The organism is Gramella sp. MAR_2010_147, assembly GCF_900105135.1.
GTDB lineage: Bacteria > Bacteroidota > Bacteroidia > Flavobacteriales > Flavobacteriaceae > Christiangramia.
Window position 1 is genome coordinate 2,320,359 of the sequence record NZ_LT629741.1, and the last position, 26,142, is coordinate 2,346,500.

Here is a 26,142-nt window from a genome sequence, read left to right on the forward strand (position 1 = left end):
CAAAATTACTTACTGTCTTCAGGAACTTTTTTGTTGTCTTCTGGATTTTCACCCTTATCTTCATCCTTAGAAGCGTCCTTAAATTCTTTAATTCCACTACCAAGGCCTCTCATTAATTCAGGGATTTTACGTCCACCAAATAGCAGCAGGATTATAACAACAATGAGTATAATTTGTGGTGCTCCTATAACTAAAGGCAAAATAAATGCGTTCATGTCTTTTAATTTAGTTCTACAAACTTAACAAGAATTCAGCAATCTAAACGTTAAGAAGACAATAAATTGCTAATGATTCACACCATCACGAATAAGTTATTTAGGCCTATAGGGCAGCTAATTATTTAATTTATCTTTGTAATACTTAATTACGGCTATGGCTCATAATAAGAAAGAAAAGAAGAAGTTTACTAAAAAACTGCTTCATAAGTATAGAATGGTGGTTCTTAATGAAGATACGTTTGAAGAACGATTTTCATTTAGATTAACAAGGCTTAATGTATTTGTAGCAGTAGGTTTATCTGCGATATTTCTAATTGCCGCAACCACAGTATTAATCGCATTTACGCCTTTACGTGAGTATATTCCTGGTTATTCCTCGGCTCAGTTAAAAGAAAAAGCGGCTAATTTGGCATATACCTCAGATTCCCTTCAAAATGTGATTCGCATCAATGATCAATATTTGAATTCCATTAAGAATGCATTAACCGGTGATCTTGATCTTGATCAGTTAAACCGGGATTCTATATTAAGCGAGCCTATCACAGATATAGAATATGAAGAAATTAATAGGATAAAAGCAGATTCATTATTAAGAGAGGAAGTAGCACAGGAGGATAAATATAATATCTTACCTACTGCAACAGACAATATTAACTTCTCCCTTTTTCCGCCGGTAAAAGGATCAATTTCAGATCCATATAGTATTGAGAATAAACATTACGCCGTTGATGTGGTGACCACAAGGAACTCCCCGATTAAATCTGTAGCCGATGGCAGGGTGATTTTTGCTGAATGGACCGCGGAAACAGGTTATGTGATCATTATTGAGCATAGCTACGGACTGTTGTCTGCTTACAAGCATAATGCCTCCCTTACAAAATCTCAGGGAGATGTGGTACTTGGTGGGGAAGTGATCGCTACTGCGGGTAACACAGGTGAATTAACAACGGGACCACATCTTCATTTTGAACTATGGAACGAAGGAAACCCGGTAGATCCTTCAGAATATATTGATTTCAACTAACCTATGTCTATAAAATCTTTCGCAGCCAAAATATTTGCATCTTACATAAGAAAAAAGATAGATCGTTGGGCTTCAAATCCACATGAAATTCAGGATAAAGTTTTTCAGGATCTTATTCAAAAAGCAAGAAATACAAAGTTTGGTAAAGAACACAATTTTGATAAAATCAACACTCATTTAGATTTTATTCAGAATGTGCCCATAAGGGATTACGAAGAACTGAAGCCTTATGTAGATTTGATGGTAGAAGGGCAGGAAGATATTCTGTGGCCTGGAAAACCATTGTATTATGCTAAAACTTCGGGAACTACCAGCGGCGCTAAATATATCCCATTAACAAAGGAATCAATGCCTACGCACATTAATGCGGCGAGAAATGCGATTCTTTGCTATATTGAAGACACCGGAAATACAAATTTTGTAGATGGAAAAATGATCTTTCTTCAGGGAAGTCCGGAACTCGATGAGAAAAACGGGGTGAAACTTGGAAGATTATCAGGGATTGTAGCTCATTATGTTCCTGGCTATCTTCAGAAAAACAGAATGCCCAGCTGGGAAACCAACTGTATAGAAGATTGGGAAGCAAAAGTAGACGCTATTGTAGATGAAACTGTAAAAGAAGATATGTCTGTAATCAGCGGGATTCCTTCCTGGGTACAGATGTATTTTGAGAGACTTATAGAGGAGACAGGGAAAAAAGTAGGTGATATTTTCCCGAATTTCAACCTTTTCATTTACGGCGGGGTAAATTATGAACCCTATCGCTCTAAATTTGAAAGCCTTATTGGTCGAAAAGTGGATAGTATAGAATTATATCCGGCTTCTGAAGGATTTTTCGCTTTTCAGGATAAACAGGATGAAAATGGAATGCTGCTTCAGCTGGATTCAGGGATGTTTTACGAGTTTATTGAAGCTGATAAATTCTATGATAATGATCCAAAAAGGTTATTATTGAAAGATGTTGAGATAGGAATAAATTATGTAATGATCATTTCTTCTACCGCCGGGCTTTGGGGTTATAATATTGGGGATACTATTCAGTTTACTTCGGTAAAACCTTATAGAGTCATGGTTTCGGGTAGAATAAAACATTTTATATCGGCCTTCGGAGAACACGTGATTGCCAAAGAAGTTGAAGAAGCAATGCAGCAGGCAATTGCTGAAACCGGAGCAGCCATAAGTGAATTTACGGTTGCGCCACAAATAAATCCGGAAGAAGAGGAACTACCCTTTCATGAATGGTTTGTTGAATTTGAGCAGGAACCGGAAGATTTGAATAAATTTGCTGAAATTATCGACAGGTCTTTACAGAAGCAAAATTCCTACTATCTTGATCTTATTGAAGGGAATATTCTTCAGCAACTTAAAATAACCAGAGTTCCGCAGAATGCTTTTCAGGATTATATGAGGTCTATTGGTAAGCTTGGAGGGCAAAATAAGCTTCCGAGGCTTTCTAACGACCGTAAAATTGCCGATAAATTAAAAGAGATTATTTAAAGAACTACTATGTCTATATTAAAATTACAGGGCAGAACAAGAGCACAGGAAAGTTCTGGTGCTATTGAGCGAATGTATATCACCATGAGACACCTTTTTAACAGGGGTTTCTATAAACCAATGGGTGTTTCAGGAGAAACGCTTAGAGAATCATTACTTACTTTAAGACCTGAAATTTATGGATCTATTGCGAATGAAAAGGCAGAGCTTGAAGGTTTACTGTATGTAATAGACAGGCTGCCTCACGGTATAGAGGAGTGCAGATTCATTAACCTTACCAGCGATGAAGGTTATGGGAACTCACATTTTAAGCCGATCATCCCTCCTAAAAGAAGAAGAAATTGCTATAGAATTGACGAGGAGCAGATGAATATTGAGATCACTCGAGGCAGATCTGAGATCTATGATATTCTTACACATCTTACTTTTCTTTTTATAGAATCTCATAAGATCATGAAAAGGGTTTTGATAGATGAAGATGGTAGCGTAAATAGGGATTGGGAAAAATTGGAAACTGCAGTTACACAAACCGAAGATCTTACTCAGGCGCAACGGGAAGTAGCTCTTACGCATACCGCCAGTATTTTGGGAAGAACTTTTCATGAGATTAGTAAACTTTATCCAAAATTTTCTACTCCGGAGAATCCAGACCGTTTTCTTAATGTTGTTTGGTCGCTTGGAAAAATGGCCATTAGGGAAGCTATAAAAAATGAGAAAAGGATCATCACTTTCAGCCCTGTTTTAAGAGAACGCTTAGGGCATCATATTCACGGGGAGATCTGGTCTAATGATATAAAACTGAAACTTATTGAAAATAAGCTGATGACCAGACCTATTCATATTATAAGCGCGAATATGCATAGTGTGATGAATACATTATATACACCCTGCGCCCTTAAAACTGAATTAAAGAAAAAGAAAGCGCTGGATATTTATGAAGAGCTTAGTGATAGCGGAAATGGATCTTTGAGAAATAAAGTAACCAAAACTGCGCTGGATAAAGGAATGTTTTTTCTTGAAGATAAGAGCGGTACCAATATAGATGTTCAAATTTTTGATACGGCAAAACTGGAGGACGGATTTTCCGGAACGAAGTTCAACGACCTTAAGCCTGAGGAAAAACCCGTAATTATTGTAATGGATTATGCATTTGGCGAGCAGGCATACGAAACCATGGATGAACTATTAAAACCTTTTGTTCATGAAGAGAAGGAAGTAAAAATAAATGTGAAGTCTATTTCAATCATGGGAAAAGCTGGTATTCTGGAAGGCGGAAAAGGAGATATTATGATCCCGGATGCTCATCTATTTGAAGGAACAGCAGATAATTACCCGTTTGAAAATCAGTTGAAAAAATCAGATCTCGAGGGGCATGGGATTAAAGTAGTAGATGGTGCAATGATCACCGTACTGGGCACTTCGCTTCAAAATAAAGATATTTTGAGATTTTTCCATGATTCTACCTGGAATGTATGTGGGCTTGAAATGGAAGGGGCGCATTATCAAAAAGCTATTCAGGCCGCTTCGAGATTAAGGGAAAGTATCGATGAAGATGTTAAGGTGAGATATGCTTATTATGCTTCAGATAATCCGTTAGAGACGGGAAGTACACTGGCTTCAGGAGGTCTTGGAACCTCGGGTGTAAAGCCAACCTATTTAATTACTGAAAAGATCCTGGAGCAGATATTTAATTCTTAAACAAATTAAGGATAGCTCGGTTTAGCAGTTTTAACACACTACGAACAATCAAAATATAATCGAATGCAGGTAGAAGAAACACCTTTAAAAGATTGTTTTCTTATAAAACCTAGAATTTTTGAAGATAGCAGAGGGATTTTCCTTGAAACCTATCAACGTAAGCGTTTTGCTGAACTTTCTGGTATCGATGAAGAGTTTGTTCAGGACAACCAATCGGTGTCCAGGTATGGAGTTTTAAGGGGGATACATTATCAAAAAGGAGAATTTGCTCAAACAAAGATTGTAAGGGTGATTTATGGAAAAGTATTGGATGTAGTGGTAGATCTAAGACCCGAATCACCAAGCTTTAAAAAGACTTTTTCAACCATTCTTGACGATCAAAATTTAAACCAGCTATACGTCCCAAAAGGTTTTGGACACGGATTTCTAACGCTTTCTGAAAAATCTGTGTTTGCCTATAAATGTGATCAATATTATACGCCAGGTTCTGAAGCTGGAATAATTTTTAACGATCCTGATTTAAACATCAACTGGAATTTTCCAGAAAGGGAGATAATTTTATCTGAAAAAGACAGGGTTTTACCAACATTTAAGCAAACGTTTCAATGAAAACAATTTTAATAACAGGCGCTAATGGTCAGTTAGGACGATGTTTTCAGAAACAGTCAAAGAAATATCCAGATTTTAAAATACTTTACTGCTCTTCAAAAGAATTAGATATTACCTCCAAGCCAGCGTTAAAGGAGTTTTTTAATGCTCATCAAATTGATTTTTGTATAAATACGGCTGCTTATACCAACGTGGAACAGGCCGAAAAAGAGAACGAACAGGCTTATTTAGTAAATGCTGAAGGAGCAAAAAATATTGCGGAAGCTTGCAAAAAGCAGGACTCGGTTTTGTTCCATTTTTCAACGGATTATGTCTTCAACGGCCAATCTGGAAAACCTTATAAGGAGACAGATGAGGTAGATCCTATAAATATTTATGGGTCCTCAAAGCTGAAGGGGGAGAGGGAAATTCAGTCGGTTTTAAACCGATATTTTATTTTCAGGACTTCATGGTTATATTCTGAATTTGGTCATAATTTCTTCCGAACCATCCAAAGAAAGGCCGATGAACACTCTACTTTGAATATAACCACTACCCAAACTGGAACTCCTACCAATGCAAATGACCTTGCAGACTATGTATTCAAAATAATTGAATCTGGTTCAAAAGACTTTGGCCTATACCATTTTAGCAATGAAGGGGAGGCAACCTGGTTTGATTTTGCAAAAGAAATATTAGAATATTCAGGAAAAATGGAGCAGGTTACATTGAATAAGACAGGATTTTTTAAGACCTTGGCTGTAAGACCTGAGTATAGTGTGCTTTCAAAAGAAAAGTTCACCAACACATTTTGGACTGTAAAAGACTGGAAGAAAAGTCTTCACGATCTTATTGATGCTATAGATTAATTATTAAATATAGATGGCTAAGCGAATACTAATTACAGGAGCAGCGGGTTTTCTGGGCTCACATCTTTGCGACCGATTCTTAAAAGAAGGTTTTCAGGTAATAGGAATGGATAATCTTATTACCGGCGACCTTAAGAATATAGAGCATTTGATGAATTCAGAAAATTTTGAATTCTATCATCACGATATTACCAAATTTGTTCATGTAGCCGGTGACCTGGATTACATTCTGCACTTTGCCTCGCCGGCAAGCCCTATAGATTATTTAAAGATCCCCATTCAAACCTTAAAAGTGGGGTCTGTGGGAACCTTGCATTGCCTTGGACTGGCAAAAGAAAAAAATGCAAGAATCCTTATCGCATCCACTTCAGAAGTTTATGGAGACCCACTGGTTCACCCCCAGAATGAAGAATACTATGGAAATGTAAATGCTGTTGGGCCGCGCGGGGTCTATGATGAAGCAAAGCGTTTTCAGGAATCAATTACTATGGCTTATCATAGTTTTCATGGTCTGGAAACTAGAATTGCGCGGATTTTTAATACTTATGGGCCAAGAATGAGATTGAATGATGGTCGTGTGATACCTGCATTTATCGGGCAGGCGCTAAGAGGTGAAGATCTTACTGTATTTGGTGATGGTTCACAAACAAGGTCTTTTTGCTTTGTAGACGATCAGGTGGAAGGTATTTACAGGTTGCTTTTGAGCGATTATTCAGATCCAGTGAACATTGGAAACCCCGATGAAATAAGTATTTTGGATTTTGCCGATGAGATCATTAAACTTACAGGAACAGATCAAAAGATCGTTTTTGAAGAACTTCCGAAAGATGATCCTATGCAGAGACAACCAGATATTGCAAGGGCAAGGAAAATTCTTAATTGGGAGCCAAAGGTTTCCAGGGCTGAAGGGATGAAGATCACGTATGACTATTTTAAAGGATTAAGTAAAGAAGAATTAGAAAAAAGGGAGCATAAAGATTTTTCAAAACACATTAGACGATAAAATGAAAAGTAATGGACTGGTTTCAGTAATTATGCCTGCATATAACTCTGAGGCATTTATTACTGAATCTATTCGGTCTGTAATTTTTCAAACCTATGAAAACTGGGAACTTCTGATTATTGACGATGCTTCTACAGATGCCACCCGAGAGATTATAAAAAAATTTTCTTCTGAAGATACACGTATACATCTCCTAAAGAACCCTGTTAATTCTGGCACTCATATAAGCCGTAACAAAGGTATTAAAGCTGCTTCAGGAGATTTTATTGCATTTCTTGATGCAGATGACCAGTGGAAGCCTGAAAAGCTTACAAAACAGCTAAATGTACTTTCAAAGCCAAATGTGGCAGCCTGCTTTTCCAGTTATGAGCTAATTAATGAAGAAGGAGAGCATCTTAACAAGCAAATCCAGGCCTTACCGATATTACATTATAACAAGTTACTAAAAGCAAATTACGTAGGAAATCTAACCGGGATCTATAATGTAAATATCCTTGGTAAGATCTACTGTCCTGAAATTTCAAAGCGTCAGGATTGGGCTTTATGGCTTAAAGTAATTGAAGACGGTGGTCCCATTGAAGGGATACAGGAATCGCTGGCCTTATATAGGCAGAGAAAGAATTCTATTTCAAACAACAAATTTGAGATGCTCCGGTATAATTTTAAGGTTTACTATGACATCTTAAAATTTGGATTTTTAGAGAGTATCTGGCGTATGCTTATTTTCTTAAATGAGCAGTTCTTTGTAAAATCAAAACAGGTAAAAACTATTTCAAAAGAGAAGTAAATTGTTTCAATTTACCGCTTCTGCTGCGTTTTAGAATATCCTTTCTTTCAAAAGAAATTTTTAAATTTTCTCCAACATAGATTCCAATAGCCTCCAGTATTTTACCACGCTGCACCTGTGAAAATTCTTTGCCACTAACATATTCTATCCTAAATTCATCTATTTTGGTTTGGGTGATCACAAATTCTTTGATGTGCCCATTATCTTCAATAATTGTCTTGGTAACATAATAAAATGTAAGTCCCGGGACGATCTTGCCATCTGGTAAATGGGCAATATCATTGGTTCTTCCAATAAGTTTTTCGAGAATAGGTTTTTTTAATGTGCTATTTACAGAGAGGCATCCAATATCACCAATATCATAGCGAATCATGGGATGTGCCTTATTATAAAGGGATGTGATCACCACACGGCCCTCTTCTCCATAGGGTAAAATTTGATCATTCTCATCAAGAATCTCCACATAAAGATCTTCTGAATTAACGATCCATTGATTGTTAGAATTTTCAAAAGCGATCAAACCAACTTCACTGGCACCATATTCATTGATCACCGGTACGCCCAGGGCACTTTCAATAAGCTGTTTATCTTTTTCAAAGAGCCTCTCAGAAGTAACAATACAAATATTCAGGCTGGGACAAAGCTCTTTTAGAACCAACTCCTTATCCTTTAAAAAACGAGCGAAAAGTACAATGGCACTGGTATAACCATTCAGATAATTAAAATCAGATTTTTTAAATCGTTCCAGGAAGATTTCCATCTTCTTCTCGCTGAGGTCAAAAATATTGAACCTTCTTCTAAGGCTAATTCTATCCTTTAATCTTTCCTGAACATTTCCGTAGAAATCCAGCGGAATGCCATAAAACCTGGCTTGTAACGATTTGTTGAGGTCTATGTGATACCAGCGATAACGATCCTGAAATCCCGCCCAGCTCAAAGCATGGGCAAACCTGTTTTTAGCGAATATAAAAGGATGCCCGCTACTACCTGAGGTTTTACCAATATAGGCCGTTCTCGTGTTATATGTAGTGCTTAGTCGTTCTTTTAAGGGTTGTTGCAGATCAGATTTTTTCATGATCGGTACATTCTTCCAATTGTCAAAACCCTCCCATTTAAAGAATTCCCGGTAGAAATCATTGTGCTGAATGTGATAATCTATAATCGTATTTTTTCGTTTTTTCTGGTACGTAGCATAGTCCTTTTCAGGAATATGTTGAATTTCTTCCAGAGTTTTTTGTGCCCTTTTAATCGGGAATTTATTAAGCTGTAACGAAAGTTTAAACCAATCCAAAGGCAGAAGAGCTTTTTTAACGAATTTATTGGTGCTTCAATTTACAAACAATTATTTTTGATGCAATATTTAAAATAACAATCATATGAATATTCTTATCCTTGGCTCCGGTGGGAGAGAGCATGCCTTTGCATATCAAATTGTGCAAAGTAGCAAATGCAGTAAGCTGTATGTTGCACCCGGGAATGCTGGAACTGCTGAGATTGCAGAGAACCTGTCGCTTAATCCTATAGATTTTGCAGCAGTTGCCAATACTGCCCTGGATAAAGAAATAGAAATGATCGTGGTAGGGCCTGAAGATCCTCTGGTAAAAGGAATCGTAGATTATTTTGCCAATGATGAAAGGCTTAAAAATATTCAGATTATTGGTCCTTCCAGTCGCGGTGCACTTTTGGAAGGAAGCAAAGAGCGCGCTAAAGAGTTTATGGCCATGCATGGAATTCCTACTGCTGCTTATGAAAGTTTCAGCTTTGAAAGCCTGGATGCTGGGAAAAATTTTCTGGAAACACTGAAACCTCCTTATGTATTAAAGGCTGATGGCCTTGCTGCCGGGAAAGGAGTTTTAATTATTGAAGACCTGAAGGAGGCTAAGAAAGAACTTGAAAATATGCTTTCAGGTAAATTTGGTGCCGCAAGTAAAAAGGTTGTTATAGAAGAATTTTTAGATGGAATCGAATTAAGCGTTTTTGTCTTAACTGATGGGAAGAACTATAAAATTTTACCAACTGCCAAGGACTATAAAAGAATTGGTGAAGCTGATACCGGTTTGAATACCGGTGGAATGGGAGCTGTCTCCCCGGTTCCTTTTGCAGATGAAACGCTAATGAGTAAAATTGAAGAGCGTATTGTTAAACCCACGGTTAATGGATTAATGAGAGAGGAGATCGATTATAAGGGCTTTGTTTTTATCGGTCTTATCATGGTAAATAAGGAGCCTTACGTGATAGAATACAATGTGAGAATGGGCGATCCAGAAACGGAGGTGGTGCTACCAAGAATAAAATCAGATTTGGTTGAATTACTGGAGAAGACCTGGAATGTAACTCTGGATAAAGCTCAATTGGAAATAGATCCAAGATCGGCAACAACGGTAATGATGGTTTCTGGCGGTTATCCCGAGTCTTATGAAAAAGGGAAAGTGATTTCAGGAATAAAAGAAATTGAAGATTCTATCGTTTTTCATGCAGGAACTAAACAGGAAGGTAATGATATAGTAACGAGTGGCGGTAGGGTAATAGCCTTAACGTCCTTTGGAGAAGATTACAAAATGGCACTAAAAAAATCTTACCAAAGTGCAGAAAAACTACAATTTGATAAGATGTATTTTAGAAAGGATATAGGTTTTGATTTATCCTAAGAAAGAGTGAGATGTAGATTCTCTGTTCTCTTCATTATTATCGTTGAAGGTTTTAAGTTGCTTCATCCAGTATAGAAAAGCAAGAAAACCAACGATCATGAAAACCCAGTTAAGGATATTAGCAAGAAACCAGGAATCTAACTCAAGCGATCTCAACGCATCGAGAGGGTCTAGAAGGGTAAATTCAACAAGTGCTGCTATTCCTTCAAATAAATCTTTCATTGTATAGTCTTTGAATGTGAGTACAAAAATATAAAAAACCCGAATGCTAACAAGCTTTTTTAGTAAATCAAAACCCATAAACCTCTCTATGGTCATTGTGTTGCTCTGTATTTTTTATATTGGAGCTAATTTTACTAACTGGGAAAATGGCTTCGGCTGGCTGGAGCTTATTGAAAAACTGGGCGGGTTGTTATTACTAATCCTCAGTTTACTGGTTCTTAATTTTATTGCTAAGAAAAATGAACTTACAAAGCGAAGCGCCTATAAAACATTGCTTTTTGCTTTATTCTGTATCTCTTTCAGCAGTCTTTTAAGAAATGAACCAGCAATAATTTCCAATTTATGTGTGTTGTTCGCAATGAGAAGAATTATAAGTCTCAGGTCTCATAAATTTGTTCAGAAAAAGATTTTTGATGCAACATTCTGGATTAGTATAGCTACACTTTATCATTTTTGGTCTGCTTTGTTTTTTCTTATCGTATTCTTTGCAATCCTGAATTTTGCATCAAATTTTAAGAACTGGCTCGTGCCATTTGTAGCTTTTATGGCGGTATTTTCCCTTACCATTTGTTTTCATTTAATTGCATATGATCAATTCTACACGTTTTCAGACTGGTTCCAGGCCAGCAATTTTGATTTCACTAGATACGGAGATCTCGAATTATTAATTCCACTAAGCATTATTCTGGGATTGCTCATCTGGACACTTTTTCAGTATTTTTCTTCCATTCAAAAAGCCAGTATCACCAGGAGACCGGTATTAACCATGATAATATTCAGTTTATTGGTTGCTGCTGCGGTTAGCTTATTTTCTCCTACAAAAAATGGAAGTGAACTTATTTTCTTTTTTGTGCCTTTGAGTATTATATCTTCAAACTATTTTGACAGTAAAAAAGATAAAATATTAAAGGAGATTATTCTCATAACTTTACTTGTTATGCCTTTTGTAGTGGCATTTTTCGTGTAGACCCCAATGTTTAATAAGAGTTTGAACCTGTACTCTTTTTAAAAATAATATCTTTGTAGTCGCTGTGGTTATAAGTATTTCTGTAGCCAGTAAATCAAGAATCAGTAGAAATAATTAGATATGTTTTCAGATAAAGCCAATAAGATTTTTAAAGAAGTAATTGAAAAATATCACGAAAAAGATCATGTAGATCAGGAGTTTAAAAACCCTTATGATCCAGAAAAAGATCTTTTGGAGCACCTGCTTTATAGAAAATGCTGGATAGATACGGTTCAATGGCATTACGAGGATATTATTCGTGATCAAAGTATAGATCCTGTTGCGGCGCTTACACTTAAAAGGCAGATAGATGCCTCTAACCAGGATAGAACAGATACGGTTGAATATATAGACAGCTACTTCCTTAAAAAATACAGGGATGTTGAGCCAAATACAGATGCGACGATCAATTCTGAAAGTCCCGCATGGGCGATAGATCGTCTCTCAATTCTTGCACTTAAGATCTATCATATGGCTGATGAGGCAAATAGAAAAGATGCTTCTCAGGAACATCAAATGAAATGCAAGGCGAAACTGGATGTATTACTGGAGCAAAGAGTAGATCTTTCAACAGCGATCAACCAGTTACTGGAAGCGATCTCGAAGGGTGAAAAATATATGAAGGTTTATAAGCAGATGAAGATGTATAACGATGAGGAGCTAAACCCGGTACTTAGAGGTAATAAATAGACATTATGAGTGACCCGGAACGTCATTCGGCTAATAATAGCGGGAAAGCGCAGCATATTTTAGTGATACGTTTTTCAGCCATGGGAGACGTTGCTATGACTGTTCCTGTGATTAGTGTTCTGGTAAATAAATATCCGGAATTACATATTACAGTACTTACTAAGCAATTTTTCAGACCATTATTTAGTCATATACCAAACGTTACAATTTACGAAGCCGATCTCAAAGGCGTGCATAGTGGGGTCCTTGGTCTGGGAACTTTGGCCACTGAACTTCGTGATGAGGAGATCGATGCCGTGGCAGATCTTCATGACGTATTGCGTACCAATGTTCTTAGGTCTTTGTTTTATTTCTACGGAATTAAATTCAAACAGATTGATAAGGGACGTGCTGAAAAGAAAGCAATAACCCGTGAAAATAATAAAGTATTAAAACAGCTAAAATCTACGCACCAGCGATATGCTGATGTTTTTAAAGAATTAGGTTTTCCGGTAGACATTTCGGAATATACGCCTCCCCCAAAAAGGAAATTGCTTTCAAAAGTTTATGAAATCATTGGTAAGCAGTCTCAAAAATGGCTGGGAATTGCCCCATTTGCACAGCATGAATCTAAATGCTATCCTGAGGATCTTATGGAAAAAGTAATTGAAGGTCTTTCTTCTAGAAGAGATATAAAAATTATTCTCTTTGGTGGGGGAAAATCTGAAAGAGAAAAACTGGCGAACTGGGAGCAGAAATATAACAATACCGTTAGCGTGGTAGGCAAACTTAGGTTTACTGAAGAATTAAGCCTTATCTCCAATCTTGATGTAATGCTTTCTATGGATAGTGGAAATGCGCATCTGGCTGCTATCTATGGGATTCCTGTAATTAGTCTTTGGGGAATAACGCACCCTTATACGGGCTTTAAAGCGCTGAACCAGCCAATAGAAAACTGTATTTTACCAGATCTGGAACTATACCCTAAAATACCAACATCTGTGTATGGAGATCATGTTCCGGAGGGCTACGAAGAGGTAATGCGCAGCATTCCTCCGGGAAAAGTTATTCAGAAAATTTTAGAAAATCTTTAAATTTTAAACGTCGTCAAAATCCACTTTAAGAGTTGGAGTTGTTGGATGCGCCTGGCAGGTTAAAATAAATCCTTCATTGATTTCATCTTCTGTTAAGATCTGATTCTTGCTCATTTCAGCTTTGCCTTCAGTAATTCTGGCCATACAGCTACTACAAATACCTCCCTGGCAGGAGTAAGGAACATCTATATCATTTTCCAGAGCTACGTCCAGCACTACAGCTGTTCTCTCCATTGCAAAAGTGAATTCTTCATCATCTACCGTAATAGTCACAGCAGTTTGGCCATCAGTATCCCCTACAATTTCTTTTTCTTCAGCAGTTGTTGTAAAAAGTTCAAAAAGAATTTGATCTTCGTTTACTCCGTTAGTTTTTAATACTTCAGAAACATGGTTTATCATCTCTTCAGGGCCGCATAGGTAAAACCTATTAAAAGGATGATCCTTGAATTTATTTTTTACCACGTAATTTACTGTACTGGTTTCTATACGACCAAAATGCGAGTTTTCTTCCCTGGTTCTACTGTAAACAAACTCTACAAATAATCTATGTGGAAATTCTGCTTGTAGTTTAAGGAGTTCTTTAAAAAAAATGGTATCGTCTACAGATTTATTTCCGTAAGTAAGTACAAACCTACTATGTGGTTCATCACGAAGTACCGTTTTTATAATAGAAAGTACCGGTGTAATTCCACTACCTGCCGCAAAGGCTGCGTAATTATTTGCTTTCTCTCCAGGTTTAAAAATAAATTTACCTTCAGGCGGGTGTACGTCAAGTACATCACCTGCACTTAGTTTATTATTGGCAATTACCGAAAATTTACCGCCTTCAACCTCCTTAACCGTTACCTTAAATTCACCTGAATTTGGTGCAGAGCATAAAGAATAAGCTCTTCTTAATTCGTCGCCGTCAATTTGGGTTTTAATAGTAATATATTGTCCCGCAGAGAAAGTAAACTCCTCTTTTAGTTTTTCCGGGATCTCAAAAGATAAACTCACCGCTTGTGATGTTTCGCGAATTATTTCCTTTATTTTTAGCGGATAGAACTGACTCATTATTTTTTATTTGTGCGCAAAAATACAAAGTAGTTCGGTTTTAGAAATGTAACAAAAGTTTAAATTTCTGTACCAATTGATTAAATAGCGATTTTTATGTTTAAGAAATTCGTCTGGCTGGAGTGGAAATCCTTTCTAAGATCTGCCAGTTTTGGAAAAAGTTTGGGTTTAAAGATCCTGATGGCTTTTCTTGCTTTGTACTTTTCTGCAATGTTTTTAATTCTGGGAATTGCACTATTTCCAATGTTAAAAGAGATATATCCAAAGGAAGATCCTTTAAGAGTGGTAAACACCTTTGCTCTTGCTTACTTCTCTTTCGAGCTGCTTTTTAGGTTTTTATTACAAACCTTGCCGGTAATAGATATTAAACCACTGATGATCTTACCATTCAAAAAATGGAAAGTGGTGAATTTTATATTAGTTAAATCACTGTATTCTTTTTATAATTTTCTTCCATTATTGCTGGTGGTGCCTTTCGGGCTTTATTGTATTTTGAAAGAAGGTTATCCTGTGGCAAATATGCTGGGATGGATGATCACGATGTACATTATCACCTTATGCGTTAACTATTTCAATTTTATTATTAAGAAACGCTTTACTGAAAATTTGAAAGCACTCATCCCCGTATTGGTACTCGGGTTAATTTTGGCACTACTTGACTATTTGTCGATTTTTCAGATAAGCGCTTATTTTGCGAGGTTGATTGAATATGTATATATCAATCCGTATTTGGCTGTAGTCCCTGTTTTATTGTTGATCCTTCTATATCTATGGAACTATAAAAATCTTTTAGGAAAATTCTATTTAGACGCAGGATTGAAAGGAAAAAACAGAACTGTGAATACCAGGGAATTTGGCTGGACAAAACGATTTGGCAGTATAGCACCATTCCTTCAGCAGGACATTAAACTAATATGGAGAAACAAAAGGCCTAAAACGACTATTTATATGTCGCTTCTTCTGCTTGGATACGGACTGATTTTCTATCCAAATGATACTTATCAGGAAATGCCGGCATTCTTTGTTTTTGTAGGAATTTTTATAACCGGGATTTTTATGATCAATTTCGGGCAGTTCGTTCCCTCCTGGGATTCATCTTATTACCCAATGATCATGGCTCAGAATATTCCGATGAGACAGTACCTGGCATCAAAAATTGGCTTGATCACATTTAGCGTGGTTGTATTATTTATATTATCTACACCTTATGTTTATTTTGGATGGGATATTTTAATCCTGAATTTTGCTTGCGCCCTGTATAACATGGGTGTAAATGCACCACTTTTATTATATGCCGGTTCGTTCAATAAAAAAGCCATAGACCTGGATAAGAGTCCGTTTATGAATTATCAGGGTACGGGTGCCTCCCAGTGGTTGGTTGGTTTACCTTTATTATTGATTCCAATTTTCTTCTTCTGGATCATCAATAAATTTATTAATTATGAAATAGCTGTTGGTTTTCTGGCTATTCTGGGTGGGTTGGGTCTTATCTTAAGACCAATTTTGCTAACATTCCTGGCTCAAAGATATCGCAAAAGAAAATATGTGATGATACAGGGCTTTAAACAAAAAGGAGATTAAAAATTTCAAAAAATGATTACAGCAACAAATCTTTCAAAAATATATAACGGAACTAAGGTTTTAGATATAGAACATCTGGATATTCCTTCAGGACAAAATTTTGGCCTGGTAGGGAATAATGGTGCAGGAAAAACAACTTTTTTTAGCTTGTTGCTGGATCTAATTCAGCCTACAACGGGTAATATTTTCAACAATGAGATCACTGTAAGTCAAAGTGAAGACTGGAAGCCTTTTACTTCTTCTTTCATCGATGAGAGCTTTTTAATTGGATATTTAACTCCAGAAGAGTATTTCTATTTCATCGGGGAGCTTAGAAACAGAAATAAAGCTGATATTGACACTTTTCTTAACCAGTTTGAAGATCTCTTTAATGGTGAAATTATTGGGCGGAAAAAATATCTGAGAGATCTTTCTAAAGGGAATCAGAAGAAAGTAGGCATCGTTGCCGCTCTAATTGGCGATCCTGATGTAGTGATCCTGGATGAACCTTTTGCAAATCTGGATCCAACCACTCAAATTAGGTTAAAGAAATTACTGAAAGAACTTTCAAAAACTACAGGCACTACGGTGCTTATTTCCAGTCATGATCTTATTCATGTCACTGAAGTTTGTGAACGTATCGTAGTGTTGGATAAAGGTGTTATAGTTCGTGATTTAGAAACTTCAGAAGCTACCCTCAATGAACTTGAAGAATACTTTTCAAGAGAAATCGCAGAGGGCTAATTCGACTCCTATTGGACTTTAGAAAAAGAAGTTTACTTTTACATACTAAACTAGTTGTATCAAAGTTATTCATGGTACCCACAATTGGTTCATTTTGAATACGTTTACTCGATTTACTATCATTCTCCTGCTTTCTGCAGCAATCTTCAGCTGTTCAAGAAAGAAAGATTCTTTTATTAACAGAAATTATCACGCGGTAACTTCTGAATATAATACGCTGTACAACGGCCAGTTAGCAATAGAGCAGGGTAGAAAAGAGATCAATCAGAACTATGCAGATAATTACTGGGATATTCTCCCGGTGGAGAGGCTTGCGGTAGACGAGAAAATTTTGCTTCCAGATAGTGTGAGAAATCAGAATTTTGGTAGGGCAGAAGAAAAGGCCGTAAAAGCCATTCAAAAGCATTCCATGCAAATTGGCGGGAAAGAGAGAAATCCGCAAATGGATGAAGCTTATCTTTTACTGGGAAAAGCGAGATATTTTGATCAGCGTTTTATCCCGGCGCTGGATGCGTTCAATTATATACTCTATCGTTATCCTGCAAGCGACAATATTAATCATGCCCGGATTTGGCGTGAGAAGACGAATATTAGAATAGGAAATGAGAAGCTTGCGATAAAAAACCTTAAAAAGATTCTGAAATCAGATAAGCTGGAAGATCAGGATATTGCCGATGCAAGTGCAAGTATTGCCCAGGCATATATAAACTTAAGACATATAGACAGCGCAGCAGCACCCTTATATGATGCTGCAGATTATACAGATAATAATGAGGAGAAAGGTCGCTATTTTTATATCCTTGGCCAACTCCATAATCGTTTGGGAGAGACAGCTACCGCAAATGCTGCGTTTGATGAGGTGATTGATCTTCATCGCAAGTCTCCGCGTATTTATTACGTGAATGCCCAGGTACAGAAAGCACGAAATTTTGATTTCAATTCTGGAAATAATCAATATTTATTAGACCTGTTAACCGAACTGGAGCAGGATAGAGAAAACAGACCCTATCTGGATAAAATATATTTTCAGCTTGGAGAATATTACAGCAGATTAGATTCTACTGAAATAGCCCTGGAATATTATAATAAATCGCTAAGGTCACCATCCAGTGATATTTATTTGAAATCTATCAATTACGAGATACTGGCCAACATCAATTTTGATCGTGCAAAGTATCAGGACGCAGGAAAATATTATGATAGTACCCTTACCTATATGTCTCCGGAAATATTAGAGTTTAGGGCAATTAAAAAGAAAAGGACGAATCTGGATGATGTCATTAAATATGAGCAAATCGCAGAGGAAACCGATAGTATTTTGAGGTTGGCAGGTTTATCTGAAGAGGAGCGTATCATTTATTTTACTGAATATACAGATTCTTTAAGAGCTAAAGCTATTAAAGATATTGAAGCAGGAGAACTGCCGGTTTATACTGCCAGCATTGGCTCTGAGAATAATTTTCCTTCTGCAAATTTACCTCCGTCGGGCCCTGCTAATACAGGAAACTCTTTTTATTTTTATAATCCTATTCGAATCTCGAGAGGTGCCCAGGAATTTTTGCGAACCTGGGGAAGCCGGGAGCTGGCAGATAACTGGCGCTGGGGTTCTTCCGCATTAAATCAAAGTTCCATTAATCCACAGGCAAGATTAACAGATATCAACCTGGATAACGATCCTCTTTACGATCCTATGACCTACGTAAATCAGATTCCTGGAGAGCAATTGGTTCTAGATAGTCTTGCGACACAGCAAAATTTGGCCTATTACCAGTTAGGAATCATTTATAACGAAAATTACGGGGAATATAATCTCGCTGCTAAAAGGCTCGAATTTTTATTGAATAACAATCCTCAGGAGCGATTGGTACTTCCGGCAAAATATAATCTTTATAAGATCTATGGAGCCCAGGGCAGGTTAAGAGATCAGGAATTATTGAAGAATGATATTCTTCAGAATTATTCAGATTCCAGGTATGCAGCCTTTATAAGAAATCCCCAGAGTATACAAAGAGATGAAAATAGTCCTGAAGTTCTTTATAACCAGTTATTCCGTCAGTATGAAAATCAGGAATTAGATGAGGTAATTAAAAAATCCAATGAATATGTGTCCCGGTTTACCGGAGACCCTATGGTGCCTAAATTTGAACTTTTAAAGGCCAGGGCTACGGCAAGAATACTTGGCGTTGATGCTTACGAAAAGGCACTAAATTATGTATCTGTAACCTATCCACAATCTCAGGAGGGACAGAAAGCTCAGGATATCATAAATAGATCAATTTCAGATCTAAAGAAACTTGAATTCTCTCCAGATAGCCTTCAAACCAATTTTAAGATAATTTATCCTGTAAAGTCTGATGATAAAGAAGATACTGTTAAACTGAAAGAGACCATTGAAAAAGCTTTATCAGAATTAGGCTATAAAAAACTTAGTGTATCGCTAGATGTTTATGACGTTGAACAAAGTTTTGTTGTAGTTCATGGATTGGAGTCAAAATCGAAGTCACTGGGCTTCCAGGAATTGTTACAGGAGAACAAAAACTACAAAATAGCCAGGGAAGCCTTTGTAATGTCGGCAGAAAATTATAGAATTGTACAAATTAAGAAAAATTTAAGAAGTTATTTAGATAATAACTAATCCCTACAAACTATGTTTTCTGAAAGCAAAAAGACGAAATCTACAACCAATCAAAACGAACAAAATAGAATAGCTGCCGGGACACTTATTACCGGAGAAATTTCAGGAAAAGGCTGTTTCAGGATTGAAGGAACACTGGAAGGAAGTTTAAAAACACCGGGAAAAGTAGTAATAAGCAAAGGAGGTTTGATTAATGGAACCCTGGAATGCGAGAATGCCGATATTGAAGGGAATTTTAAAGGTAAGTTATTAGTGAAAGAAGTACTTAGTTTAAGAGGAGCTGCAAATATTGAGGGTGAAGTGGTGGCAGGAAAGCTTGCTGTAGAACCCGGGGCGGTCTTCAATGCAACATGCGAAATGACCGGCGGGGTAAAACCTCTTAAAAAAGACAATGAAAAAAGATCAGCGTAATAAATATCTGGGATTTGTTAATATTGCGCTTCAAATGGGCATTATTATAGCTGCCGGAGTATTTCTTGGAATCTGGCTGGACGAAAAATTCCCAAATAAATATTCGGCCTATACGATCTCTCTATCCTTGCTAGGTGTTTTTATAGCGCTCTACCAGGTGTATCGTTCGGTTAAAAATTTGAATGAAGACGAATAAATGCAAGCTAAATTATTTCCATTTCTTAAACTGTTCCTACCGTTTTCGATCTTACTTTTTGCCATTCAATATTTAATAGTAAACTATAGTTTAAAAATAGAATTTTACTATTCTACTGTTGCAGTTTATTCATTTCATGTTATTGCAACATTCCTCATTTATCTGTTTCTGGTTTTTGTAAATAAATCTTTTAGTGATAAGACAGGATTTGCATTTATGGCCTGCAGTCTTTTAAAAATGCTGGCAGCAGTACTTTTCCTGTTACCAATGATGCTGAACGATGTGCCTAATCCATTTCAGGATTTAATCGCCTTTTTTATCCCGTATTTTTTGTTCCTGATTTTTGAAACTATTTACGCTGTAAAACTTTTAAATTTAAAATAACGAACTGTCTTTCAGTAAAATCGTTAAAATTACCGAAACACCTAAAAAAATATACGGCGGGCTTTCAGATAAAAATTAAAAGTATACCTTTGCACGGAAATTTAGAGCCCATAATTTTTAAGTAGAACAGGTACTATGACAGCACGGAAATCTTTAGTGATTAGCTTGTACTTTGCATTAGCATTTGCCATTTTCCCTTTGTTTACCTTTGCTCAGGAGCACGAGCAGGAGCATAAGTCACTTCAGGAGGCTGAAGAAGAGTTTAACGCGACCGAGATGATTATGCACCATATCGGGGATGCTCATGAATGGCATTTCTTTGGAGCAGGAGACAGCTCAGTTACACTTCCATTACCTGTAATTCTTTACACTGAAGGTGGGTTTGTAACTTTCATGTCCAGTGAGTTTCATCATGATACAGAAGGGCATCATGTGGTTGAAAAAGACGGAATGCGTTTCGTTAATCTACACGAAGATATTTATAAACTGGATGCAGGTGCTGAAGCCGTTGAGTTTGATGCAGAACATCATCCTTTAAACGCATCTAAGCCATGGGATCTTTCTATTACAAAGAACGTAGCTGCTATGTTCTTAACAGTGATCTTAATGCTACTTTTCTTTACCAGTCTTGCGAGACATCACAAGAAGCATAAGCATGCACCATCAGGTTTTAATAATGCTCTTGAAAGTTTAGTCTTGTTTGTTAGAGATGATATCGCGATACCACAAATTGGAGAAAAGAAGTATATGAAATTTATGCCGTTTCTTTTATCGGTATTCTTTTTTATCTGGATAACGAATTTAATGGGACTTTTACCGGGTGCAGCTAACGTAACAGGGAATATAGCTGTTACTGTTTCTTTAGGTCTTTTTACCATGTTGATCATGATCTTCAATGGGAATAAAGATTTTTACAAGCATACCTTCTGGATGCCGGGTATCCCAACCTGGGTAAAGCCAATCCTTGCAGTTGTTGAGGGACTTGGGTTGCTTATTAAGCCTGCGGCATTGATGATTCGTTTGTTTGCGAACATTACAGCGGGTCACATTATCATTCTGAGTTTGATCGGGCTGATATTTATTTTAGAAAATGCAGGTATTGCCGGGGTTTCGGTTCCGTTTGCCTTATTCATAACAGTACTGGAATTGTTAGTAGCATTCCTTCAAGCGTTTATTTTTACGATTCTGTCTGCCCTGTTCATCGGGATGGCAGTTGAGGAACATGAACATCATTAATTTTAATTTTTAAATTTTTCTATTATGGAATTATTGTATGTAGGTCTTGCAGCTTTAGGAGCTGGACTAGCGGTTCTAGGAGCCGGAGTAGGTGTTGGTAAAATCGGTGGTTCTGCCATGGATGCTATCGCACGTCAGCCAGAAGCTTCTGGGAAAATCCAGACAGCTATGATTATCGCTGCTGCACTTGTAGAAGGTGTTGCTCTTTTTGGAGTAGTTGCTTCTTTACTAGGTGTATTAAGATAATTAATTTCAAAGAGTCCCTTTCGTAACGGTTGGTTGCGAAAGGACTTCTTTAAATGATGTTTTTAACTATTATTATTTAAAACTATGGATTTAATAACTCCCGAAATTGGCTTGTTCTTCTGGCAAACCATCGTTTTTTTAGTATTGCTTTTCCTTATGGCGAAATTTGCCTGGAAACCTATTCTTGGTTCAATAAAGAATAGAGAACAATCTATTAACGATGCATTGGCTTCAGCAGAAAATGCACGTAAGGAAATGCAGAATCTACAATCAGACAATGAGCAGCTTATGAAAGAAGCTCGTGCTGAAAGAGATGCGATTCTTAAAGAAGCCCGTGAGTTAAAAGAAAAAGTGATTACAGATGCTTCTGAAGAAGCTAAAGTAAAAGCTGATAAGATCGTTGCAGATGCTAAAAGAAGCATTGAGCTTGAAAAGCAATCGGCAATGACAGAATTGAAAAATCATGTAGCTGAACTTTCAGTGGAGATCGCTGAGAAAATTGTTCGTAAAGAACTCTCAGGAAAGAATGAACAACACCAGATGATCGAGAAGATGATTGGTGATGCTAAGCTAAACTAAGTTATGAGAGGAACCAGAGCTGCACAACGATATGCAAAGGCGATCCTTTCTTTAGCAAAGGATAAGAATTCAGCGGAAGCTGTAAATGAGGATATGATCTCAATTTCCAAAACTGTACTTAACAGTAGGGACCTTGAAAATATGCTTACCAGTCCTGTAGTAAAAGATAGTATTAAGAAAAGTGCCTTGCTTGAAATATTCAAGGATCTTAATACAATTTCCAAAGGCGCTATAGATATCTTGCTAGAGAATGGAAGGATTAATATCCTCCACATTGTAGCCAGACAGTATATCGTTCAGTTTAACGAATTAAATAATGTAAGGCAAGCGGTTGTTACCACTGCAGTACCTTTAGATAACGAACTTGAAACTGTAATTCTCGCTAAGGTGAAAGAATTAACAGGTTCAAAAGCCAGTCTCAAAAGCATCGTAGATGAGGATATTATCGGTGGTTTTGTATTAAGGGTTGGAGACTTGCAATACGATGCAAGTGTTTCCCGTAACCTTACAAGACTAAAAAGAGAATTAAAAGATAACACATACGTTTCAAAAATTTAATTAAAACCGGTACGTCAAGGCGTACCATTTTATCTTGAATAATTATGGCAGAAGTAAATCCTGCTGAAGTATCAGCAATATTAAAACAACAATTATCAGGTTTTGAATCCAAGGCCTCTCTAGACGAAGTAGGTACCGTTCTAACCGTAGGTGACGGTATTGCTAACGTTTATGGATTGGCTAATGCTCAATATGGGGAATTAGTACAATTTGATAGCGGTCTTGAAGGGATCGTTCTTAACCTTGAAGAAGACAATATTGGGGTAGTGCTTTTAGGTCCTGCAAAGGAGATAAAAGAAGGTTCTAATGTAAAAAGAACCCAACGTATTGCCTCTATCAAAGTTGGGGAAGGTATTGTTGGTCGTGTAGTAGATACACTTGGTGCTCCAATTGATGGTAAAGGTGCCATTGAAGGTGAGACTTTTGAGATGCCACTAGAGCGTAAGGCTCCCGGGGTAATCTTCCGTCAGCCGGTAACTGAACCGCTTCAAACAGGTATTAAGTCTATCGATGCGATGGTACCGGTAGGAAGAGGGCAACGTGAGTTGGTAATTGGTGACCGTCAAACAGGTAAAACTACTGTTTGTATCGATACCATTCTTAACCAGAAAGAATTTTATGATGCCGGTGAGCCGGTATTCTGTATATATGTAGCTATTGGTCAAAAGGCCTCAACTGTTGCGGCAATCGCTAAGACATTAGAAGATAAAGGAGCTTTAGCTTATACTACTATTGTTGCTGCAAATGCATCAGATCCTGCTCCAATGCAGGTTTATGCTCCATTTGCTGGTGCAGCGATTGGAGAATACTTTAGAGATACAGGTCGTCCTGCATTGATCGTTTATGATGATCTTTCCAAGCAGGCGGTTGCGTATCGTGAGGTGTCCCTTTTACTTCGTCGTCCACCGGGACGTGAAGCATACCCAGGGGATGTATTCTTCCTTCACTCAAGATTATTGGAGCGTTCGGCTAAAGTAATTGCCGATGATGCTATCGCAAAACAAATGAATGACCTTCCAGAAAGTCTTAAAGACAAGGTAAAAGGTGGCGGATCACTTACTGCTCTTCCAATTATCGAAACTCAGGCGGGTGACGTTTCAGCGTATATTCCTACTAACGTAATTTCGATTACAGACGGGCAGATCTTCTTAACGTCAGACTTGTTTAACTCGGGAGTTCGTCCTGCAATTGATGTAGGTATTTCTGTATCTCGTGTTGGTGGTTCTGCTCAGATAAAGTCGATGAAGAAAGTTGCAGGTACACTAAAACTTGACCAGGCTCAGTATCGTGAACTAGAAGCATTTGCCAAGTTTGGATCAGACCTTGATGCGGCGACGATGAATGTGATCTCAAAAGGTCAGCGTAACGTGGAGATCCTTAAACAGGGACAAAACGATCCTTACCCGGTAGAAAATCAGATCGCGATCATCTATGCAGGTTCTAAGAACTTGTTAAGAGATGTGCCGGTAGAGAAAGTAAGAGAATTTGAAAGAGAATATCTCGCATATCTTGATACAAAACATAGAGATACGCTGGATACTCTGAAAGCAGGAAAATTAACTGATGAAGTGATAGACACTTTAACTCAGGCTGCTAAAGAACTTTCAGCTAAATACAAGCAATAGTATTGAGTACTCAGATTTGAGATATTAGATCTTGGATTATTGTATTTACAAATGAAAATTATAAAAGTATTGAGTAATTTAAAACAACTAATTACTCAATACTCAATACTAAATAAAAATGGCAAACTTAAAAGAATTACGTAGCAGGATTACTTCGGTCTCTTCAACGATGCAGATTACCAAAGCCATGAAAATGGTGTCGGCTGCAAAATTGAACAAGGCTCAGGATGCAATTACCCAAATGCGTCCCTATTCTGAAAAGCTGACCCAGTTGCTACAAGATTTAAGTGCTACATTAGATGATGATGCGGGTAGTAAATATGCCGAGGAGCGCGAAGTGAACAATGTTTTGATCGTTGCTATTTCATCAAACAAGGGACTGGCCGGTGCTTTTAATACCAATATTATAAAAGGAGTTAAGTACAAGGCTAAGAATGATTACAAAGCTAAAAATATAGATGTCTATACCCTTGGGAAAAAGGCCAATGATATACTGAAGAAGGAATATGATGTTTATAGGAATAACAATGAGATATATGACGATCTAAGCTTTGAAAATGCTTCAGCAATCGCTGAAGATTTGATGCAATTGTTCCTTGATGAGAAGTACGATAAGATCGTTTTGGTGTACAATCAGTTTAAAAATGCCGCGACACAAATAGTTCAGCATGAACAGTTTTTGCCTATCGAACAGTTTGATTCTGAAGAGAACAAACAACTGGACTATATCTTTGAACCTTCAAAATTAGAGATTGTTAAAGACCTAATCCCGAAGTCGCTAAAAATGCAATTATTTAAAGCGCTTAGAGATTCTTTTGCTTCAGAACATGGTGCACGTATGACGGCCATGCACAAAGCGACAGAGAATGCTACAGAGCTTCGAGATGATCTTAAACTTTCTTATAACAAAGCAAGACAGGCTTCTATTACTAATGAGATCCTGGAGATCGTTGGTGGTGCTGAAGCATTGAATGGATAATATATTCCGTCATGCTGAATTTATTTCAGCATCTCTTAGATCCTGAAACAAGTTCAGGATGACATACCAAATAATAAAGCCCTCATTTTTGAGGGTTTTTTTATTTGGTATGCCTTTTGTTTTTATAACTTCAAATCTTAAAATCAAACGATATGAAAAATGCACTACACTTAATGGCAGGAATCTTTGTTCTTACTCTCTTTGCTTCCTGCGGAAGCAATAAAGATCTTCAGGAACGGGCGCCCGCTCAGTTTAATGATGTTTATTATACTTACAATTCAGATGGTTTACAGTTAAATATCCCTGTTGCCGCAATTCAGGACGAAAGAATAAACATGGAAGCAGTATATTTTCATGGGATGAAATCTAAATTAAATAAGAGCAAAGAAAAATCGAATTTATATGTGGCAAATTTCCATATGGGAACAGAAGATATGGTAATGCATGAAGATCCAAAGAAGGAATATGGAAACAAACCGCCTCAAATGCCAGAAGAAAGTCCTTTTTCAATTGAAGATGATGAAGCTATTCTTGTATTTACTCAAAATGATAAGGTTAAATATTTTAAACTAACAGGAATTGTAGAAAAGGAATAAGACTAAAACTTTTATAC

28 protein-coding genes are annotated in these 26,142 nt (G+C 37.1%); 24 read left to right on the top strand and 4 right to left on the bottom strand.

Annotated elements, in window-relative coordinates; translation table 11 throughout:
- Nucleotides 1-5: 5 nt before the first annotated feature.
- Entirely contained in the window at nt 6-215 is a 210-nt protein-coding gene (gene tatA, locus BLT95_RS10515; protein ID WP_089666045.1) for a twin-arginine translocase TatA/TatE family subunit, read from the bottom strand.
- Nucleotides 216-372: 157 nt separating this feature from the next.
- On the opposite strand from tatA, the gene BLT95_RS10520 reads away from it, so the two are divergent.
- The 7 genes from BLT95_RS10520 (at nt 373) to BLT95_RS10550 (ending at nt 7,684) form a co-directional block, all read left to right on the top strand.
- Nucleotides 373-1,242: a M23 family metallopeptidase gene (locus BLT95_RS10520; protein ID WP_089666046.1), complete on the top strand. Its 870-nt coding sequence runs from the start codon at nt 373-375 to the stop codon at nt 1,240-1,242.
- Nucleotides 1,243-1,245: 3 nt separating this feature from the next.
- On the top strand, nt 1,246-2,739 hold the full coding sequence (locus BLT95_RS10525; protein WP_089666047.1) for a GH3 auxin-responsive promoter family protein: 1,494 nt from the start codon (nt 1,246-1,248) through the stop codon (nt 2,737-2,739).
- A 9-nt stretch (nt 2,740-2,748) separates the two neighbouring features.
- The gene (locus BLT95_RS10530) at nt 2,749-4,437 is read left to right on the top strand and encodes a hypothetical protein (protein WP_089666048.1); all 1,689 of its coding nucleotides are present in this window, start codon (nt 2,749-2,751) and stop codon (nt 4,435-4,437) included.
- 63 nt (nt 4,438-4,500) lie between these two features.
- Nucleotides 4,501-5,046, top strand: a complete 546-nt coding sequence (gene rfbC / locus BLT95_RS10535) for a dTDP-4-dehydrorhamnose 3,5-epimerase (RefSeq protein ID WP_089666049.1) — start codon at nt 4,501-4,503, stop codon at nt 5,044-5,046.
- On the top strand, nt 5,043-5,894 hold the full coding sequence (gene rfbD, locus BLT95_RS10540) for a dTDP-4-dehydrorhamnose reductase (RefSeq protein ID WP_089666050.1): 852 nt from the start codon (nt 5,043-5,045) through the stop codon (nt 5,892-5,894). Before rfbC ends, rfbD begins: the two co-directional genes overlap by 4 nt.
- Nucleotides 5,895-5,907: 13 nt before the next feature.
- Nucleotides 5,908-6,897 (top strand): UDP-glucuronic acid decarboxylase family protein, encoded by a 990-nt coding sequence (locus BLT95_RS10545; RefSeq protein WP_089666051.1) that lies wholly within the window; start codon nt 5,908-5,910, stop codon nt 6,895-6,897.
- Nucleotide 6,898: 1 nt separating this feature from the next.
- Nucleotides 6,899-7,684, top strand: coding sequence for a glycosyltransferase family 2 protein (locus tag BLT95_RS10550; RefSeq protein WP_089666052.1), 786 nt, complete (start codon nt 6,899-6,901; stop codon nt 7,682-7,684).
- Here BLT95_RS10550 and BLT95_RS10555 read toward each other — a convergent pair.
- The gene (locus BLT95_RS10555; protein ID WP_089666053.1) at nt 7,665-8,975 is read right to left on the bottom strand and encodes a phenylacetate--CoA ligase family protein; all 1,311 of its coding nucleotides are present in this window, start codon (nt 8,973-8,975) and stop codon (nt 7,665-7,667) included. The genes BLT95_RS10550 and BLT95_RS10555 overlap by 20 nt on opposite strands.
- A gap of 85 nt (nt 8,976-9,060) precedes the next feature.
- Here BLT95_RS10555 and purD point away from each other — a divergent pair, with 85 nt between their 5' ends.
- Nucleotides 9,061-10,332, top strand: a complete 1,272-nt coding sequence (gene purD, locus BLT95_RS10560; RefSeq protein WP_089666054.1) for a phosphoribosylamine--glycine ligase — start codon at nt 9,061-9,063, stop codon at nt 10,330-10,332.
- On the opposite strand, the gene BLT95_RS10565 is transcribed toward purD, so the two are convergent.
- Entirely contained in the window at nt 10,324-10,554 is a 231-nt protein-coding gene (locus BLT95_RS10565) for a uracil phosphoribosyltransferase (protein ID WP_089666055.1), read from the bottom strand. The genes purD and BLT95_RS10565 overlap by 9 nt on opposite strands.
- A 43-nt stretch (nt 10,555-10,597) precedes the next feature.
- Here BLT95_RS10565 and BLT95_RS10570 point away from each other — a divergent pair, with 43 nt between their 5' ends.
- From BLT95_RS10570 to BLT95_RS10580, 3 genes are all read left to right on the top strand, one after another.
- Nucleotides 10,598-11,521 carry a DUF6427 family protein gene (locus BLT95_RS10570; RefSeq protein WP_089666056.1) on the top strand — a complete coding sequence of 308 codons (924 nt, stop codon included), beginning with the start codon at nt 10,598-10,600 and terminating at the stop codon, nt 11,519-11,521.
- 120 nt (nt 11,522-11,641) lie between these two features.
- A complete protein-coding gene (locus BLT95_RS10575; protein ID WP_089666057.1) occupies nt 11,642-12,250 on the top strand; it encodes a DUF4254 domain-containing protein in 609 nt (202 codons plus the stop codon).
- A 5-nt stretch (nt 12,251-12,255) separates the two neighbouring features.
- Nucleotides 12,256-13,323 carry a glycosyltransferase family 9 protein gene (locus tag BLT95_RS10580; RefSeq protein ID WP_089666058.1) on the top strand — a complete coding sequence of 356 codons (1,068 nt, stop codon included), beginning with the start codon at nt 12,256-12,258 and terminating at the stop codon, nt 13,321-13,323.
- Between the two features lie 3 nt (nt 13,324-13,326).
- Here BLT95_RS10580 and BLT95_RS10585 read toward each other — a convergent pair whose 3' ends face one another.
- Entirely contained in the window at nt 13,327-14,376 is a 1,050-nt protein-coding gene (locus BLT95_RS10585) for a ferredoxin--NADP reductase (RefSeq protein ID WP_089666059.1), read from the bottom strand.
- Between the two features lie 96 nt (nt 14,377-14,472).
- Between BLT95_RS10585 and BLT95_RS10590 the strand changes: the two genes are divergently transcribed.
- The 13 genes from BLT95_RS10590 to BLT95_RS10650 all read left to right on the top strand — a co-directional run bounded on the left by BLT95_RS10590 (nt 14,473) and on the right by BLT95_RS10650 (nt 26,125).
- Nucleotides 14,473-15,957 (top strand): DUF5687 family protein, encoded by a 1,485-nt coding sequence (locus BLT95_RS10590; protein ID WP_089666060.1) that lies wholly within the window; start codon nt 14,473-14,475, stop codon nt 15,955-15,957.
- Between the two features lie 12 nt (nt 15,958-15,969).
- A complete protein-coding gene (locus BLT95_RS10595) occupies nt 15,970-16,680 on the top strand; it encodes an ABC transporter ATP-binding protein (RefSeq protein WP_089666061.1) in 711 nt (236 codons plus the stop codon).
- Nucleotides 16,681-16,774: 94 nt separating this feature from the next.
- The gene (locus BLT95_RS10600) at nt 16,775-19,315 is read left to right on the top strand and encodes a hypothetical protein (protein WP_089666062.1); all 2,541 of its coding nucleotides are present in this window, start codon (nt 16,775-16,777) and stop codon (nt 19,313-19,315) included.
- Nucleotides 19,316-19,327: 12 nt separating this feature from the next.
- Nucleotides 19,328-19,726 carry a polymer-forming cytoskeletal protein gene (locus tag BLT95_RS10605; RefSeq protein WP_089666063.1) on the top strand — a complete coding sequence of 133 codons (399 nt, stop codon included), beginning with the start codon at nt 19,328-19,330 and terminating at the stop codon, nt 19,724-19,726.
- Nucleotides 19,707-19,922, top strand: coding sequence for an AtpZ/AtpI family protein (locus tag BLT95_RS10610; protein ID WP_089666065.1), 216 nt, complete (start codon nt 19,707-19,709; stop codon nt 19,920-19,922). Before BLT95_RS10605 ends, BLT95_RS10610 begins: the two co-directional genes overlap by 20 nt.
- Nucleotides 19,923-20,306, top strand: a complete 384-nt coding sequence (locus tag BLT95_RS10615; protein WP_089666067.1) for a hypothetical protein — start codon at nt 19,923-19,925, stop codon at nt 20,304-20,306. It begins immediately after the preceding gene.
- A 135-nt stretch (nt 20,307-20,441) separates the two neighbouring features.
- Nucleotides 20,442-21,542, top strand: coding sequence for a F0F1 ATP synthase subunit A (gene atpB / locus BLT95_RS10620; protein ID WP_089666069.1), 1,101 nt, complete (start codon nt 20,442-20,444; stop codon nt 21,540-21,542).
- 24 nt (nt 21,543-21,566) lie between these two features.
- Entirely contained in the window at nt 21,567-21,788 is a 222-nt protein-coding gene (gene atpE, locus BLT95_RS10625) for an ATP synthase F0 subunit C (protein WP_011711113.1), read from the top strand.
- Between the two features lie 84 nt (nt 21,789-21,872).
- Nucleotides 21,873-22,367 (top strand): F0F1 ATP synthase subunit B, encoded by a 495-nt coding sequence (locus BLT95_RS10630; RefSeq protein ID WP_089666071.1) that lies wholly within the window; start codon nt 21,873-21,875, stop codon nt 22,365-22,367.
- A gap of 3 nt (nt 22,368-22,370) precedes the next feature.
- Nucleotides 22,371-22,925 (top strand): ATP synthase F1 subunit delta, encoded by a 555-nt coding sequence (gene atpH, locus BLT95_RS10635; RefSeq protein ID WP_089666072.1) that lies wholly within the window; start codon nt 22,371-22,373, stop codon nt 22,923-22,925.
- A 44-nt stretch (nt 22,926-22,969) separates the two neighbouring features.
- Nucleotides 22,970-24,550, top strand: coding sequence for a F0F1 ATP synthase subunit alpha (atpA, locus tag BLT95_RS10640; protein ID WP_089666074.1), 1,581 nt, complete (start codon nt 22,970-22,972; stop codon nt 24,548-24,550).
- 118 nt (nt 24,551-24,668) lie between these two features.
- Complete coding sequence (gene atpG, locus BLT95_RS10645; RefSeq protein ID WP_089666075.1) at nt 24,669-25,529, top strand: ATP synthase F1 subunit gamma; 861 nt, start codon at nt 24,669-24,671, stop codon at nt 25,527-25,529.
- A gap of 152 nt (nt 25,530-25,681) precedes the next feature.
- Complete coding sequence (locus tag BLT95_RS10650) at nt 25,682-26,125, top strand: hypothetical protein (protein ID WP_089666076.1); 444 nt, start codon at nt 25,682-25,684, stop codon at nt 26,123-26,125.
- Nucleotides 26,126-26,142 lie beyond the last annotated feature (17 nt).

What these genes read in the sequence shown, in the direction of transcription:
- tatA (WP_089666045.1), bottom strand. Translation starts at nt 215, where the DNA reads ATGAACGCATTTATTTTGCCTTTAGTTATAGGAGCACCACAAATTATA.
- BLT95_RS10520 (WP_089666046.1), top strand. Translation starts at nt 373, where the DNA reads ATGGCTCATAATAAGAAAGAAAAGAAGAAGTTTACTAAAAAACTGCTT.
- BLT95_RS10525 (WP_089666047.1), top strand. Translation starts at nt 1,246, where the DNA reads ATGTCTATAAAATCTTTCGCAGCCAAAATATTTGCATCTTACATAAGA.
- BLT95_RS10530 (WP_089666048.1), top strand. Translation starts at nt 2,749, where the DNA reads ATGTCTATATTAAAATTACAGGGCAGAACAAGAGCACAGGAAAGTTCT.
- rfbC (WP_089666049.1), top strand. Translation starts at nt 4,501, where the DNA reads ATGCAGGTAGAAGAAACACCTTTAAAAGATTGTTTTCTTATAAAACCT.
- rfbD (WP_089666050.1), top strand. Translation starts at nt 5,043, where the DNA reads ATGAAAACAATTTTAATAACAGGCGCTAATGGTCAGTTAGGACGATGT.
- BLT95_RS10545 (WP_089666051.1), top strand. Translation starts at nt 5,908, where the DNA reads ATGGCTAAGCGAATACTAATTACAGGAGCAGCGGGTTTTCTGGGCTCA.
- BLT95_RS10550 (WP_089666052.1), top strand. Translation starts at nt 6,899, where the DNA reads ATGAAAAGTAATGGACTGGTTTCAGTAATTATGCCTGCATATAACTCT.
- purD (WP_089666054.1), top strand. Translation starts at nt 9,061, where the DNA reads ATGAATATTCTTATCCTTGGCTCCGGTGGGAGAGAGCATGCCTTTGCA.
- BLT95_RS10565 (WP_089666055.1), bottom strand. Translation starts at nt 10,554, where the DNA reads ATGAAAGATTTATTTGAAGGAATAGCAGCACTTGTTGAATTTACCCTT.
- BLT95_RS10570 (WP_089666056.1), top strand. Translation starts at nt 10,598, where the DNA reads ATGCTAACAAGCTTTTTTAGTAAATCAAAACCCATAAACCTCTCTATG.
- BLT95_RS10575 (WP_089666057.1), top strand. Translation starts at nt 11,642, where the DNA reads ATGTTTTCAGATAAAGCCAATAAGATTTTTAAAGAAGTAATTGAAAAA.
- BLT95_RS10580 (WP_089666058.1), top strand. Translation starts at nt 12,256, where the DNA reads ATGAGTGACCCGGAACGTCATTCGGCTAATAATAGCGGGAAAGCGCAG.
- BLT95_RS10585 (WP_089666059.1), bottom strand. Translation starts at nt 14,376, where the DNA reads ATGAGTCAGTTCTATCCGCTAAAAATAAAGGAAATAATTCGCGAAACA.
- BLT95_RS10590 (WP_089666060.1), top strand. Translation starts at nt 14,473, where the DNA reads ATGTTTAAGAAATTCGTCTGGCTGGAGTGGAAATCCTTTCTAAGATCT.
- BLT95_RS10595 (WP_089666061.1), top strand. Translation starts at nt 15,970, where the DNA reads ATGATTACAGCAACAAATCTTTCAAAAATATATAACGGAACTAAGGTT.
- BLT95_RS10605 (WP_089666063.1), top strand. Translation starts at nt 19,328, where the DNA reads ATGTTTTCTGAAAGCAAAAAGACGAAATCTACAACCAATCAAAACGAA.
- BLT95_RS10610 (WP_089666065.1), top strand. Translation starts at nt 19,707, where the DNA reads ATGAAAAAAGATCAGCGTAATAAATATCTGGGATTTGTTAATATTGCG.
- BLT95_RS10615 (WP_089666067.1), top strand. Translation starts at nt 19,923, where the DNA reads ATGCAAGCTAAATTATTTCCATTTCTTAAACTGTTCCTACCGTTTTCG.
- atpB (WP_089666069.1), top strand. Translation starts at nt 20,442, where the DNA reads ATGACAGCACGGAAATCTTTAGTGATTAGCTTGTACTTTGCATTAGCA.
- atpE (WP_011711113.1), top strand. Translation starts at nt 21,567, where the DNA reads ATGGAATTATTGTATGTAGGTCTTGCAGCTTTAGGAGCTGGACTAGCG.
- BLT95_RS10630 (WP_089666071.1), top strand. Translation starts at nt 21,873, where the DNA reads ATGGATTTAATAACTCCCGAAATTGGCTTGTTCTTCTGGCAAACCATC.
- atpH (WP_089666072.1), top strand. Translation starts at nt 22,371, where the DNA reads ATGAGAGGAACCAGAGCTGCACAACGATATGCAAAGGCGATCCTTTCT.
- atpA (WP_089666074.1), top strand. Translation starts at nt 22,970, where the DNA reads ATGGCAGAAGTAAATCCTGCTGAAGTATCAGCAATATTAAAACAACAA.
- atpG (WP_089666075.1), top strand. Translation starts at nt 24,669, where the DNA reads ATGGCAAACTTAAAAGAATTACGTAGCAGGATTACTTCGGTCTCTTCA.
- BLT95_RS10650 (WP_089666076.1), top strand. Translation starts at nt 25,682, where the DNA reads ATGAAAAATGCACTACACTTAATGGCAGGAATCTTTGTTCTTACTCTC.